The organism is Streptomyces sp. NPDC101151, assembly GCF_044768335.1.
Classification (GTDB): Bacteria; Actinomycetota; Actinomycetes; order Streptomycetales; family Streptomycetaceae; genus Streptomyces.
The window spans coordinates 56103-70051 of sequence record NZ_JBIWPP010000040.1; the positions used below are offsets into that span (position 1 = coordinate 56103).

Genomic DNA, 13949 nt, shown 5'->3' on the forward strand with positions numbered 1-13949 from the left:
AGTGCGGCCTCTCGGGGAGCCCGGCGCCGGACCGGGACGCCTCCTGCGCCCCGGTGGGCACAGCGGAGACGCAACGATTCCTCCAGTGGTGTCACAGCCCCTCGGGGCACAGGCGCCGGACCTTGCCGCCCTTGACCACCGCGTCGACGCATCCGGCGGGAAGACCGTCGTGGGAGGTCGCGGAGAAGTTGGCGGTCATGGTCAGCACGCCGTCGCCGAACGTCGTCCGCTGCACGAGGTGGTCGGGAGTCAGCCAGCGGAAATCGGTCATCGGCCGGGTCGCCGCTGCCTTGTGCAACGGCTCGAAGTACTTCTGCAACTCGGCGATCTGCCGACCGTGGCGATCGAGTTCGGACTGGTCGAGGACCAGGTTCAACGGCACGTTGTACAGCATCGCGAGCAGTGCGCGGGCGCGGCTCTGGTCGGGCAGCTTCGACCACGACAGCTCCCAGCGCTCCATGCTGATCACCGAGTCGTGCAGCACCGTCTGGTACAGCGGCACCCGGTACCGGGGGTCGTACATCGCCTTGGCCAAGTCGGTCGGGAGTTGGACCGGCTTGAAGAAGACGGCGGGTGCGCCGGAGGGCGTGTAGCCGCCCCAGGCCGCCCGGTCCCGCTCCAGCGTCCAGAGCCGGTCGTCGACCGGTGTTCCGGATCCGTGGCTGAAGGACAGCACGCGATTCGCCCAGGAACCGGCGCTCTCCGAACCGAGCACCAGCTTGCGGTCACCGGAGAGCCACGCCATCCGGGCGAGCCGGTTCCGGCGGTCCTGCGCCTGGGGCATCGGGTGCGCGGGGGAGTGGTCGGTGAACAACTCGCCGGCGGCGTCGACATCGAGGAAGTAGCTGGTGGCACCGTTCGCGGTCATCTCCCGGGTACGGTCGGTCAGGTAGTGCCGGTGGGGCTCGGCCTGCCGGAGTGCCTCGGAGCTGACGTAGCAGCCGCGGTCGCCGAAGCCGGTGACGATCTTGCCGTCGGCCCCGCGCACACAGCCGTCCGTCCACACCGGGGCGGGCCACTTCGACACCGAGGTGTCTGCCGACGCGGGATCCTGTGCGTTGGCCCAGGAGTCGTACGGACCGACGAGGTAGCCGGCCTGCTTGGCCAGGTTCGTCGCCTCGCGGTCCATGGGGGAGCCGTCGGCGTCGTAGCCGATCCACATGCGATCGATGCCGAGCGCGCGCAGCCGGCGTATGCCCTCGGAGGTGCGTGCCTGTCCCCAGGCGTAGGTGTGGAAGGCGCCGACCAGCTTGCCGACTTCGGGGTTACGGGCGATCTTCTCGCGCAAGGTGCCGATCCCGCCGTGGTCCTGCAGCCAGGCGCGGTAGTCACGGGCCGCGGCCACCGGCGATCCGTCGGTGAGCGCGAAGGTCACCGAGTAGTCGTTCGTGGACTCCTGTGGCGAGAACCGGTGCTCGGTCTCGGTGTGCAGGCGGCCGTGGGCGGAGACGAACTTCAATGTGGTTCCGATGTCGGACTCGGCGATGTAGCTCGCGCCGTGCCGACTCGGCAAGCTCATGCCCCAGAACGGCATGGTCAGACCGTCGGCCATACCCGCTTCCGATCCCGCGAGACCTCCGGCCGCCGAGTTCCACCACCGGTCGGTGACGGGAACGGACAGGCCTTCACCGCGCGGGATCTGCAGCTCCTGCGTGGCGGGTTCGGTCCCGGTCACCGGCCACTTCAGGGTGGTCTTCCGAGCGGCGTGCACGGTGATGGCCAGCCGCCCTCCCCGTGCGGACGCGGTGACCATGAGCCCCGTCTTCGCGTACCGCCAGGTGGCCTTCGCGCCGTGCACCGAGATCCTGTCGGCGGGGCCGAGGTTGCCGGCCGCGCGGGCGGAGAGCTGCCAGGTACGGCCGTCGTCGGCGCGGGCCCGCACGGCCAGCGACGCGACATCAACCACCGCGTGTCCACCGGCGACGGGGACGGTCAGCCGGTTTCCGTCCGCTTCGATGCGTCGGGGGTCCTGCGTCCCGGTCCCGAATGCGGTGGCCGTGCCGATCGCGCCGATCACCGCGAGCGCACCGCTCAGTGCGACGATCTTCGTCCTGGTCTTCTTGGTCTTCCGTGTTCCCATGGTCGGCCACTGTCGTGCTGCCGGATAAGAAGTTTGTGAGAACCGCCTGCGGGGTCACGAGCCGGAAGCACCCGGGCCCTGGGAGGGAATCCGGAGGCGGAACAGTGCGCCGCCGCCGGGGTTGTGCTCGGCGGCCAGGTCGGCGTGGTGTGCGCGGGCGATCTGGCGGGCCATGGCCAACCCCAGGCCGGAGCCGGGCAGGGCGCGTGCAGTGCGGGCGCGGTAGAACCGGTCGAAGACATAGGGCAGGTCTTCGTCGGCGATGCCGGGCCCGTGGTCACGGACGACCACCTCCAGGTGGCCGTCCGAGTGGGTGAGCGTCACCTCGACGGGCCGGCCGGGCGGGCTGAACTTCGCCGCGTTGTCGAGCAGGCTCGACAGCAGACGGGAGAGCCGAGCCGGTACGCCCGCGACCGTGGTCGTGGGTGCGCAGGGACTCACGGCGAGGTCGAAGGGGATCGACGGCCAGTGGTCGCGGGCGGCGTCGACGGCGTGGGTCACGACGGCCGCCAGGGGTACGTCCTCGATGAGCGGGTCCGGTTCCTCCTCACGGGCCAGCTCGATCAGGTCGTTGACCAGAAGGGTGACCTCCCGCAACTGACGGCCGAGCGCCGTGCTCGCCCGGTCACGCTGGGCGTCGGTGAGGCGGGCGGAACGGGTGAGCAGTTCGGCGTTGGTGCGCAGGGCGGTGAGCGGGGTGCGCAGCTCGTGGGAGGCGTCCGCGACCAGGCGGCGCTGGGCGGTGATGGACTTCTCCAGCTCGTCGAGCATGGTGTTGAAGGAAGTCGCGAGCCGGGTGACCTCGTCCTCGCGCCCCGCGCGGCCCGGCGGCAGCTCGATGCGGTGTCGGGCGTCGCGGGTGGCGGCGATGCGTTCGGCCGTGGCGGTGAGACGGCCGACAGGCGCGAGGCCCGTGCGGGAGACCCAGGAGCCCAGGGCACCCGCCAGCAGCACCCCGGCCGCGCCCACGACGGCCAGCAGTCCGGCGGCCTGCCGTACGCCTCGGTCGACGGTGTCGGCGCGCACGGCGACCTGCAGAGCGCGGCCCTTGCCCAGCGGCGTGGTGAGCATCCGGGCGCGGTGGCCGGACAGGCGGACCTCGCTGTAGTACGCGGCGCGGCTGCCGGCGGCGACCTGCCGGCCGGCACCGGTGACCGGCAGCAGGTAGGGCTTGGCCGGGTCGTCGCCGACGTGGGCGGGGACAAGCTGGGCACAGGCCGGGGCGGCGAGGAACCGGCATTCGCCCTGTACGACGCCCGGGGGCTCGTGCCGGTACCGCTGGGCGGCGAGCCGGGCGGACTGGGTCAGGTGCAGATCGAGCTGCTGGAGCAGCTGATGACGGATGACCAGGAAGGCGGCCGTGCACACGCCCACGACGACGACCGCCACGGCGAACGACGCGGCCAGTGTCAGCCGGGTGCGCAGCGGTCGCCGGCGCGGCCACCGATCCTGTGCCCGCCCGGTCGCCTGCCCGGAGCGCTGTCGCATACCCCTCACGGCAGGTCCAGCCGGTAGCCGACACCGTGCACGGTGTGCACGAGCCGCGGCTCACCCGCGGCCTCCAGCTTGCGGCGCAGATAGCCGATGTAGACGGCCGGCGAGTTGGAGTCGGGGCCGAAGTCGCTGCCCCAGACCCGTTCCTGGATCACCTCCTTCGGCAGAACCTGTCCGGGGTGCCGCAGCAACAGCTCCAGCAGCGAGAACTCGGTGCGGCTGAACTCGATGGCGCGCGATCCGCGCCGGCCGGTCCGTGTGGCGGGGTTCACCACGAGATCCGCAAAGGCGAGTTCGGTCGGCTCGTGCGGCCCCAGGGGCTCGGCGCGGCGCAGCAGCGCCCGGATGCGCGCCAGCAGTTCATCCAGTGCGAAGGGCTTGACGAGGTAGTCGTCGGCGCCCGCGTCCAGGCCGTCGACCCGCTCGCTCACCGAACCCAGAGCCGTGAGTACGAGTACGGGAGTGCGGTCGCCCAGAGCCCGGAGGCGGCGGCACAGGGCGAGCCCGTCGATGCCCGGCATCATCACGTCGACGACCATGGCGTCCGGCTCCCAAGCGGTGACGGCTGCCAGAGCCGCCAGCCCGTCCTGCGCTCCGCGGACCTCGTACCCCTCCACGGCCAGCCCGTCCTCCACCGCATACCGAACCTCGGGCTCGTCGTCCACGACCAGGATCTTCGGCGTTCTCGTGCGGCCGGCAGCAGTACTCATGCAGGACAGCCTGCCAAACGCCCTTCTCGGAGACCTGCGGAGGTCGCCGGCGGCTCGTCGTGCGCCCCGCCGTGACGGCCGCCGTACGGGCTGCTCCTCGGCGCGGCAGGGGTGCTTCTGACCTCGGGCGCGGGATCCCGGGTGACGGCGATCCAGACGGCCAGGGCTCGCAGGGGACCCCCTTGCGCCGACGAGGTCGGAGCAGGGGGCTCGTCACGTCCTCCTCAACTACTGCTGCGGGCGGTCGCAGCCGCGCGGCGCTCTCACAGGCCCGCGGCGAGGGCCCGGGTACAAACGGCGGCCCGGGCCCCCTCGGGTGTCACACGTGCGGACGGCGGCCGCTCTCCTGGTGCGGGAAGGTCTGGTCCGCTCCCGGGAGCGTCGGCTTCGGCAGCGTCGCCACCTCCTCCTTCGCCTTCTCCAGCTGCTCCGCCGTGTCGTCGGGCAGCCGGGGCGAGCGAGGGCGGGCGTCGCGGAAACGGAAGGCGGTCGTGAAGTCGCCGAAGGTCTCGCGCCGCCAGTCGCTGACGTTCGGCTCCTCCACCCCGGTGAACCGCTCCAGGAACTGCAGGGCGGACGTGTGGTCGAAGGCCTCCGACGCGACCCAACCACCCACGGTCCAGGGCGAGACGATGATGGCAGGCACGCGGAAGCCACCACCGATCGGCAGGCCCTGGATGAACTCGTCCGGGGTCCCCGGCGGTGCGGTCGGCGGGGCCACGTGGTCGAACAGGCCGTCGTTCTCGTCGTAGTTGAGGATGAAGGCAGTCTTGCGCCACACCTTCGGGTTCGACGCGATCGCCTCGATCTTCGAGGCCACGAAGTCGGCGCCTGCCGCGGGGAGGTAGTCGGGGTGCTCCGACTGGTAGCTCGTCGGCATGATCCAGCTCACCGTCGGCAGCCGGTCGTTGCGGGCATCGTCCTCGAAGGTGCCCTCGGGCTGCGGGCGTACGCCGCGCTCGTACAGGTCGGAGCCGGGCTGTGCGTTCCTGAAGGTGGCGAACTGCTCAAGCATGTTGCAGCCGTAGTCGTCGTCCTGCTGGTACACCTTCCAGCTGATGCCGGCCGCCTGCAGCCGTTCGGCGTACGTCGTCCAGCGGTACGGCGTCGGCGCGATGTTGCTGATGATCGGGCCGCCCTTGGTGCCGCCCGGGTCGATCGAGCCGGTCATCCACATCAGGCGGTTGGGCCAGGTGGGACCGAACACCGAACAGTAGTAGTTGTCGCAGATGGTGAAGGTCTCGGCGAGCGCGAACTGGAACGGGATGTCCTTGCGCGTGTAGTAGCCCATCACGTAGGGGCCGTTGACGCCGTCGGCCTTGCGGTGGGCGGGCAGCCACTGGTCCATCTTGCCGCCGTTCCACGCCTGGTGCTGCACGGACCAGGCGTGGCTGGTCGACGGGATGGCCTGGGCGCTGGACTTGTGGGTGTCGAGGTGGAAGGGCAGGAGATAGCCCTTCGGGTTCACGGCGTCCGGCTGGTAGAAGACGGATCGCCCGTTGTCGAGTTTCAGTGCCTGCGGGTCGCCGAAGCCGCGGACCCCGGAAAGGGTGCCGAAGTAGTGGTCGAAGGACCGGTTCTCCTGCATCAGCATGACGACGTGCTCGATGTCGCGCAGCGAGCCGAGCCTCGGCGGCTCGGCGGCGACGGCCTTCTGGACGCTCGGCGGGAGGAGGGAGAGGGCCGCGGCGCCCCCCAGCGCGCCGGCGGCCGAACCCAGGAGTCTGCGGCGTGTCAACTCGGCCATGAATGCCCCTTCTTGAGCGAGAGAAGCTCCTCGGCGTGACGGCCGGCCCGGGTGTACAGGCGGGCCGCCCGTCACTCTCCGCCCAGGGCGCCGGGGCGCATCAGGGGTGGACGGTGAACTTGCGGCCAACGCGCGGAAAGGGGTTGGCCAAGCCGTGACCGCCAACACCCGTGCGTTGCACGGCTGTTGCCGTACGTTGAGAAAACGATGGCCGCTGCAGGGATCAGGGCACGACTCCTGCACACATCCGGTCTTGGAGGCGGCGCACACCGCACCGAAACCGGACAGCCCAGGCGCGCCGGGCCGCGCCGATGTGAGACAGACCAGGGAAGGGTGGCGGCTGGGAAGAGGCGCCTAGCGAGGCCGGCGTCGCCTGACAGAACCCGTGAAACGCTACTCGCACCGAGCACTGTCCATTTCGGCCGCCAGCACGGCCATCTGATGCACGTGCGCGAAGTACCTGGCCGCGTACTCGTCGTCGCCTATGGAGGGGAGGATGGCTTCGCCGTTGGCCTTTTACCCGGGGTACCGTTGGCGATGTTGGCGAGGAGGGATGCGGTCCGGCCTGCACTTCCATTGAGCCCCTTTCGCCTGAAGTCGCTGGTCGCGGCCGGGTGTGATGGCTCTTACCCGTTCTCATGCCGGGTGTCCGCACGGTAGATCTGTGCCGCACACTCCGGTTGCCGAACCGCGACATCCGGGTGGCACGTCACCACCAAGTCACCACCGGGAGTCACACCGAATTGCGCGGTCCGCGCCACGATGTGCGGGCCTGGCACAGAAGGAGCATGCGATGACGGACACGACTGAGGCGCCTGCCGGAAGAGCAACTGAGGGCAGCTGGGTGATTCCTCTCCTGGTCCTCGCACCCGTGGCCATCATCGGGATCGTCACCGACCTGTCAACGCCCTGGCGCGTTGCCTCTTGGACGCTATGGGGTCTGGCGGCGGCATTGACCGCGGCGGGATGGGCTGAGGTTCTCCGGCACGGCACGAAGACTGCGAGCGGCTGGTCCGCCTGCATACTCGTGCACAGCGCCCTTGCCTGGCAGTTGGCCCATCTGATCCTTGACTCGTAGGAAGCCCTTTGCATGTCCTCGAGGCGTGCTGGTGGGCTCATACGATGGTGAGCCCCACCCGCGACGAAGCAGTCGCCTTCGGCGGAGCTGGCCCCAGGTAATTCGCAGGCTGTCCACCCACTTTCCGTCCTATCGTGTACCGCTGCCGTCCACACGGGGACGGCCCAACGGGAGAGGCGGCGGAGTGTTGCCGGACGCGTACAAGGTCATGCTGGACGCCGGGTTGAGCAAGGCGTTCGATGTGTGGTCCGGCTATCTCGACGCCCGGACGGGCGAGGACCCCCAGGTGCGCGCCCGACTGCGCGAGATGCTGGAGTCGGCCCGCGAGGCCGCCGCCGAGGGCGATCCCACGGCAGCACGTGTCTTGATAGCGGACATGTACGACGAGGCCCGGGAAGCCGGCCTTCCCTGGGCTCCCTCGCCGCCCCGCCCCTGCGAGGAGGACCAGCAGGTCCGCGACTACGCCAAGGACGCCCTGCCGCACGTACTCTCTCTGGGCCTGCGGGACCGTCTCGACCACATCGCTGTCCATCTGAGCGTCACGGGCCGCCGTATCGAGGCCGCCCCCGACCTCGACGCGGCCACCCGCCAGGACGTCCTCTACATCACCACCCGCGCCTGGATGGCCCTCGACCTCGCCAACCCGACCGCGGCGCGACGCGAACTGGATCGCCTCAAGACGATCGCGCGACGCTGGGGCGTGGAGCCCTGAGGTCCGAGTCGTATTGGCCAGTGGTCTTGGCCCTTGGCTATTGGCTAGTGCTGTCCCAAAGTCAGTCGTAAGGCCTACCGCCCTCGCCTGGCGGACCGGCCGGGCGACGGCCTGAAATCATTCGCCGCTGCTCGCCTCGCCCGGTACGGTCGCGAGCGTGTCCTCCGATCGCGGGGCCTGCACAGTCATGGACTTGCGATGCAGCTGGTGCCAAGATCACGCCGACGTCGGGCGTGGGCTCGGCACGCAGGGGAGAGACCATGAAGTTGTACCTCGCCGTGCCTCTGGTCCTGGTCGCCTTGCTCATCGCGGCCTCAGGCGTTGCGGCGATTACCCGTGGCTGGGTGCTCCCCATGAACCGGCGCCATATTCGCGCCCCGCGGATGTACGGCTGGGGTCAGCTGGTGGTGGCCTTCGCGCTGTGCTGGCAGCTGGCCTTCGGGCTTATGGTCAGCGATTCCGGGGTTCGGCCGACGGGAACGCTGATCGGCGGCGCGATTCTCCTGGCCGGCCTCGTCGTCATGATGGTGGGCCAGCTCGGCGGTGGTAAACAGAAGGGCGGCGGCACACCGTGAACCCGGCCGAGCGATCATGCTCGGAGTCAGGTGACAAGAGTCGCTGCTGTGGCGGTGCCGAGGAGACGCAGGTGGGTGCCGCAGGGCCCGTTGCTGTACCGCCTGTCGGCGGTGATGCTGTCGGGCCGCGTGCGGAGTGGACCCGGACAAGTCCCAGTGGTCCAGCCTGTCCGGTGAGAACCGTCGCGGTCGGGGATTCACACCCCAGCCGGCAATGCCGCTGAGGAGCAGCGTGCCTGGGCCGGGCAGCTGCGATCAGCAGATCGAGACTTCCGTAGGACGGACGCCGGCGGAAGCGCGCCCCCTGAAGATCGGAAAGTTTCAGCAGCTACTGAACTGCCACAGAACAACCACCCTGCCCCTTGACGATGACGATGACGATGACGATGACGAGGGAGACAGGGGCCACAATGAATCGGCACAACATGATCAAACCTCGTCATTCGTAGGATTTTCCGCTCTTTGGGGTTGGAGTGCGCTCGGTATTCCGTATAGTCCCGAAGTGCACCAGACGGGTGCTGGGGGGCATCGGGGGATGCGATGACATTCCGTCAAAGACGAACAAGATCAACTGCGTTGAAGCACAGGCGGCATCTGGCCGTGACATGTGTGGGCGCACTGCTGGGCTGCCTCACAGGCCTCACCGCATGCGGAGGTGGGGACCGCACGTCGGGGGCGCCGCCGGACACCGGCTCGCCGACAACGGCATCAGCAAGCGCCACCACCAGTGTCAGCGACACGGAGGCGACAACCGAGACGCCGACGGCCGAACAGACGACGGCCGAAAAGACGACGGCCCCGGAGCCGACCGTCACTCGGGACGACACCGACACCGGCACCACCGACGCGGATGCGTCGTCGTCGGACGTACCGAACGGCCAGTGGACCGGCACCGCGCACGTCAGCGTGGACTTCGCCGACCCCGGCTGCGCCGCCGACGAACGGTCGTACGACCTTCCGGCGACGCTGATCATCGATGGTCCGGTCGGCACCGAGAGCAACGCCTTTCATCTCTCCTGGGCCAGCGACAGCCAGACCGCCGAGGGGGCCTTCGGAGTGACCTCGGCGCTCAGCGGAACCGACACCACCGACGCGCGCAAGGTGGAGATCGAGTACTGGTCGCTGTCGGACGACGGCGATGGCAGCCTGTCCGGGCGGCTCACCGATTCGGCCGCTGCCCAGGGCGCCTCACTCAACCTCCTCTTCGTGCCGAAGCCGCTGTTCCAGTGCAGTGGTTACACCAACTATCCCTACGGGATGGCGGTGGGTACGACCCTGAAGGGGACCGTGACCGGAAACTCCGCATCCCTGGTGCTCAGCGGTACCTCCCTCGACGGGACCAGGAGCTTCCGTGTCGAATGGTCCTAGCGGGGCGCCGCTCCTCGACGTCTGGGCCGACAGGATCGCCGCGGCCGCCGCACCGGACGAGATCGATTTCGCCGGCCACACCGCCCGGCTGTACGCGCGGGGTGGCCGAAAGCGCCGGGCGCTGCTGCGTCAGGCCCCATCGGTCCCGGCGGGCACCGGAGGCGAACTGGCTGCCGCGGTGCTGCCGGCGCTCTGGGACGCGCTGGCGGCCTCGTACACGCTGTTGAAGGCAGCCTTGGGCTCGTCCGTCCTGGCGAACGCCATCTCTGGGTCCGCGCTGCTGCTCGCCCTGAGGGACCGCCGCAACGACAGCCCGCGCACGGCTGCCGAGTCCGGCGCGGAGCCCGATGGCGTTGCCGCGTCCGACCCGCAGCCCGATCACGCTCCGGCGCCCACGCCTGAGCCGGATCGTGCTTCCGGGCTCGGTGGGACGTCTCCGGCGACGGTTGACGGGGACATGGTTCGCGACCTGGCCGTGCTGGCCGGTGCTGTGGCGGAGGTCTCGCGTCGTCTGCGGACCCGCGGTGTGCAGGGCCCGCAGGCCGACCGTACGGCGGCCGAAGCCGTTGCCGCCTTGCACACCGGCCGTGACGCGGGGGCGCTCGCCTTCCTCGCACTGCTGGCGGGCGTACCGTCACCCGACGCCGACGCCGACGCCGACGCCGACGCCGACGCCGACGCCGACGCCGACGCCGACGCCGACGCCGACCCCGACGGCTCAGCAGCCGCCCCCGGTCCCTGGAATGGCCTGCGCCGCCTGACTGCCCGGCTGCGACGGCCCCAAGGACGGTCCGAATGACACCCCGCGTCGACTACGGTGACGCGCCTCTGGCGCCGCCCCCATGGCTGTGGCTGCTGCTGGGCAACTATGGCTGGCAGCTGCCCTCGGGAGTGTCCTGGTGGCATGCGCAGATCCGGGACCTGTGGACGGACGACGGAAACTACAGCGCGGAGATCGTCGCGAGCCCGGGCTTCGCGGCGCTGCGGGTGACGACGGTCAGCCAGGTCATGCCCTCGCTCGTGCTCGTCGCTGGGCTGGTGACCGTGGTGATTCCGTACGTCCGGGGCTGGTACACGTCGTGGCGCTACCGCCTCACCGACCTGACCGCCCTCGACGGCCGATCGGTGGGCGGCACCGAGCACGGACTGCCCGCCCTGCGGCACTTCGTGGAGACCCACGCGCCGGGAACGGGCATCAAGGTCGCGATGTGGGCCAAGAGCCCACCCGCCCGGGTCTACGCGGCCGGCTGCCGCAAGCGGCGCATCGCCGTCTCGCTGGGGTTCGTCGCGCTGTGGCGACGCAACCCGGAGCGGGCCCGCGTGCTGCTGATCCACGAGGTGGGCCACCTCGACAGCGGCGAGCACCTCATCGCGGGTCTGGGCAGCCCGTTCACCCGGGCGATCCAGGCCTGGCCTCTGGTGTTCCTCGCCTCGGGGCTCGCGCCGCTGGTCTGGCTGGGGGTACGGCACGAGCCGACCGCCTCTCTGATGTGGTCCCAGGTAGTCGTGGTCCTCTCGAAGGCGACGGTCGTACTGGTGCCTGTGCTGGCGCTGTGGTGCAGCGAGTTGGCGGCCGACCGGTGCGCGGTCGCCGCGAGCGGGCGGCGTGCCGTGGTGGACGCCCTGGAGGAACTCCGTTCGGGCAGACGGAGGTGGGGGTGGTTCACCGAGGTGACCCATCCGCCCATGCGGCTGCGCCGGTGGTGCGTCGAGCGGGCCGACAGGCCCGTGGTGCCGATGCTGCTGACCGCGGCCGGGCCCGTGGCCCTGCTGGCGTACGCCCTGTTGACGACCTGCCTCGCCGCCGTCGCTCTGGTCCTGTTGGGAGACCCGCCGTCCGCCGCGATCGCCAGCAGTGTGGAGCTGGCGCACCGGGACCTGCTCACCGTGCCCCTGTGGTCGGGCATGGTCGCTGTGGTGCTGGTGTGGCCGGCCTTGGCGGGACTGTGGCTCCGGCTGTGGCGAGGCCCGGGCGGGATCGCCCGGGTACCCGTGGCCGGTCCGGGCGCCTCGGCTGCACCCCGGGTGTTCGGCATGCATCCCTGGACAGTGCGGGCGACTGCCGTGGTGCTGCCTGCCCTTGTTCTCGTCTTCGCCCTGCTGCCGCTCAGCGGCGCGGTCGACCGCGATCCGGTCCTCCGGCCGTCGGCCACCGCAGACGAGAGTTCAAGTCCATGACGTGTTCCCGGCGACGCACCTGCAGGGGGAAAGATCCGGGTGGCTGGCGGAGACGGCCTCCGGGACCGTTTCCGCTGCCCCTACGAGCCTCAGGGTGACGTCCATGTGCACCGGCCGCGCGAGGCCTCCCTGTCGGTACCCGGCTCTTCGGCTCCGATCGCGCCGGTTACTCAGGGCAGTCTCCCCCCCCGAAAACCTTTCGCACAGCGCGTACTTGGCGTCCTACAGTGGAGGCCGCCGGGTGGAGCAGGTAGGCAGCTCGCTGGGCTCATAACCCAGAGGTCGCGGGTTCAAATCCCGCCTCGGCCACGAAGACCGGGCCCGTCGCACGATGCGACGGGCCCGAGTCATGCGCCGTGCACGCCCGGGTACCGAGGATCAGGACTGCCCCGTGTGCGGCTCGGCCAGGGGACGGCTGTGCGTACAGGCCCCAAGCAGCCAGGGCTGATCGATGTCATCGTCCGCTCGCGGACACCGCGGTGTCGTGCCCTCGTGAACGGCCGGACGACACCCGGTCAGTCGGTACAGACGAACCGCTCGCCTGAGAAGGAAGAACTGTCCGAGCTGCTACCACCGTTGCGGATGTTCCAGACGTTCTCGTCCCCGCTCGCGTCGAAGAAGTGAGCGTAGACGGGCATGTTGTTGCGGTAGGAAAAGACGTTGTTGGCGAGTCCGTAGTCTGCAAGGTCCCAGCATGTGCTGCGCCTGGTGGTCACGAACTTCATGTTGATGAAGCCCGTGTTGCGGTACAGGCACAGGCCGCCGGCACGGCACGGCTCGGCGGCGGATGCCGGGGGAGAGAACACGACGCCGGCGCACGTCAACGCCAGCGCGGCGACAGCGGTCGCTGTCTTTCGCCACATGGTGACCACTTCTTCCCACTCAGGACCGTCGGGTCAAGTCGCTTTCCACGTACATCACTTGAGGCAACGCTACGGCTCATGCCGTGCCCACTACAACCACATGGACGGGTGCGGCATCAAGACTCTCAGCAATCTCCCGAACGGGCCCGACAGGAAGCCCTATCGGTGTTCTTCAAGCGACAGCACGGCACTGAGGGCGGCGGCACCGTCGAGAAGGGCTCTGGAGCGTGCCGCGATGCCGGCTCCTCTGGCGGCCAGCGCGGAGGCGATCTCCTCCGACCGACGGGCATGCCGCAGCTCCGGCATGAGGGCTCGAAGGGGTGCGATGCGGTAACCGGCTTTGCGTAGTTGGTGAACGATCCGGGCGTCGCGCACTTGAGTGGGTGTGTATCGTCGCGTTCCTCGCGCTGGATCGCGGTCGGGGACGACAAGGTCCTCCGCATCCCAGTGCCGCAGTGTCGAAGGGAGCACGCCGAGAGCGGCCGCGAGTTCGGAGACGCTCATCGAGTCCGATGGCCGTACGTCTTCGATCGGCTCGCCTGAGATCGCCTGGGCCGCTTCCTCGGCCTTCCTCAGGCCTGTGCGCTCTGAGTCGAGCCGGGCGTGTGCCGCATCCAGAAGGGCAAGTGCCTGCGAGACGGGGAGCTGGTGGACGGCCCGGACGATCTTCTTGGCCTCAGTCGGCCCCGCACCTGCCGCGAGCGAGCGGTAGGCCAGTACGGACTGCAGATGCACCTCTCCATCCGCCATCTAGCGAGGGGACCCGCGCGTTTACGCGTGGGGGGAATCGCTTCTCTGGGCTGTTCTGACCTCAACTCTGCGCGCGGATCTGCACCGTTGAACCCAGCTGGCTAGATGTGTGTCACCTCTATAGTGATCGTGGTGACTGTGACGCGGAAGGTTCGCCGGTACTGCGGCGGTGTGTACGACTTGGGACTGCACGTGGTGTGGTGCCCGAAGTACCGCCGCCGGGTCCTCGGTGGCCGTGTCGCGGTCCGGCTGCGTGAGCTGATCGAGGCCAAGGCCGCAGACAAGGGCTGGGAGATCACCGCCCTTGAGGTGATGCCCGATCACGTGCACCTGTTCGTCAAGCACGAGCCGAAGGCGTCCGCGTCCTACGTTGCGAACCAGTTCAAGGGCTTCA

The 13949-nt window shown here is 69.6% G+C and carries 12 protein-coding genes and 1 tRNA gene; 7 read left to right on the top strand and 6 right to left on the bottom strand.

Features of this window, described 5'->3' with window-relative positions; genetic code table 11:
* Positions 1 to 91: 91 nt before the first annotated feature.
* From ACIRU3_RS40170 to ACIRU3_RS40185, 4 genes are all read right to left on the bottom strand, one after another.
* Positions 92 to 2080 carry a glycoside hydrolase gene (locus ACIRU3_RS40170; protein WP_404067721.1) on the bottom strand — a complete coding sequence of 663 codons (1989 nt, stop codon included), beginning with the start codon at positions 2078 to 2080 and terminating at the stop codon, positions 92 to 94.
* A 54-nt stretch (positions 2081 to 2134) separates the two neighbouring features.
* The gene (locus ACIRU3_RS40175) at positions 2135 to 3568 is read right to left on the bottom strand and encodes a sensor histidine kinase (protein WP_404067724.1); all 1434 of its coding nucleotides are present in this window, start codon (positions 3566 to 3568) and stop codon (positions 2135 to 2137) included.
* Positions 3569 to 3573: 5 nt separating this feature from the next.
* The gene (locus ACIRU3_RS40180; RefSeq protein WP_404067726.1) at positions 3574 to 4284 is read right to left on the bottom strand and encodes a response regulator transcription factor; all 711 of its coding nucleotides are present in this window, start codon (positions 4282 to 4284) and stop codon (positions 3574 to 3576) included.
* Between the two features lie 319 nt (positions 4285 to 4603).
* Positions 4604 to 6031, bottom strand: a complete 1428-nt coding sequence (locus ACIRU3_RS40185; protein WP_404067728.1) for an alkaline phosphatase family protein — start codon at positions 6029 to 6031, stop codon at positions 4604 to 4606.
* A gap of 1262 nt (positions 6032 to 7293) precedes the next feature.
* Between ACIRU3_RS40185 and ACIRU3_RS40190 the strand changes: the two genes are divergently transcribed.
* The 6 genes from ACIRU3_RS40190 to ACIRU3_RS40215 all read left to right on the top strand — a co-directional run bounded on the left by ACIRU3_RS40190 (position 7294) and on the right by ACIRU3_RS40215 (position 12251).
* Positions 7294 to 7821 (top strand): hypothetical protein, encoded by a 528-nt coding sequence (locus ACIRU3_RS40190; RefSeq protein WP_404067731.1) that lies wholly within the window; start codon positions 7294 to 7296, stop codon positions 7819 to 7821.
* A gap of 260 nt (positions 7822 to 8081) precedes the next feature.
* On the top strand, positions 8082 to 8396 hold the full coding sequence (locus ACIRU3_RS40195) for a hypothetical protein (protein WP_404067734.1): 315 nt from the start codon (positions 8082 to 8084) through the stop codon (positions 8394 to 8396).
* A gap of 576 nt (positions 8397 to 8972) precedes the next feature.
* Positions 8973 to 9764: a hypothetical protein gene (locus ACIRU3_RS40200; protein ID WP_404067736.1), complete on the top strand. Its 792-nt coding sequence runs from the start codon at positions 8973 to 8975 to the stop codon at positions 9762 to 9764.
* Complete coding sequence (locus ACIRU3_RS40205; RefSeq protein ID WP_404067739.1) at positions 9748 to 10563, top strand: hypothetical protein; 816 nt, start codon at positions 9748 to 9750, stop codon at positions 10561 to 10563. Before ACIRU3_RS40200 ends, ACIRU3_RS40205 begins: the two co-directional genes overlap by 17 nt.
* The gene (locus ACIRU3_RS40210; protein WP_404067741.1) at positions 10560 to 11942 is read left to right on the top strand and encodes a hypothetical protein; all 1383 of its coding nucleotides are present in this window, start codon (positions 10560 to 10562) and stop codon (positions 11940 to 11942) included. Before ACIRU3_RS40205 ends, ACIRU3_RS40210 begins: the two co-directional genes overlap by 4 nt.
* Before the next feature lie 235 nt (positions 11943 to 12177).
* Positions 12178 to 12251: transfer RNA gene (locus ACIRU3_RS40215), tRNA-Met, on the top strand.
* 206 nt (positions 12252 to 12457) lie between these two features.
* Here the strand turns inward: ACIRU3_RS40215 and ACIRU3_RS40220 are convergent.
* Both ACIRU3_RS40220 and ACIRU3_RS40225 read right to left on the bottom strand, forming a co-directional pair.
* Positions 12458 to 12805: a peptidase inhibitor family I36 protein gene (locus tag ACIRU3_RS40220; protein WP_404067743.1), complete on the bottom strand. Its 348-nt coding sequence runs from the start codon at positions 12803 to 12805 to the stop codon at positions 12458 to 12460.
* Between the two features lie 159 nt (positions 12806 to 12964).
* Positions 12965 to 13555, bottom strand: a complete 591-nt coding sequence (locus tag ACIRU3_RS40225; protein WP_404067745.1) for a MerR family transcriptional regulator — start codon at positions 13553 to 13555, stop codon at positions 12965 to 12967.
* Between the two features lie 132 nt (positions 13556 to 13687).
* Here ACIRU3_RS40225 and tnpA point away from each other — a divergent pair.
* Positions 13688 to 13949 (top strand): IS200/IS605 family transposase (tnpA, locus tag ACIRU3_RS40230; protein WP_404067747.1); only part of this gene is annotated, 262 nt, incomplete at its 3' end.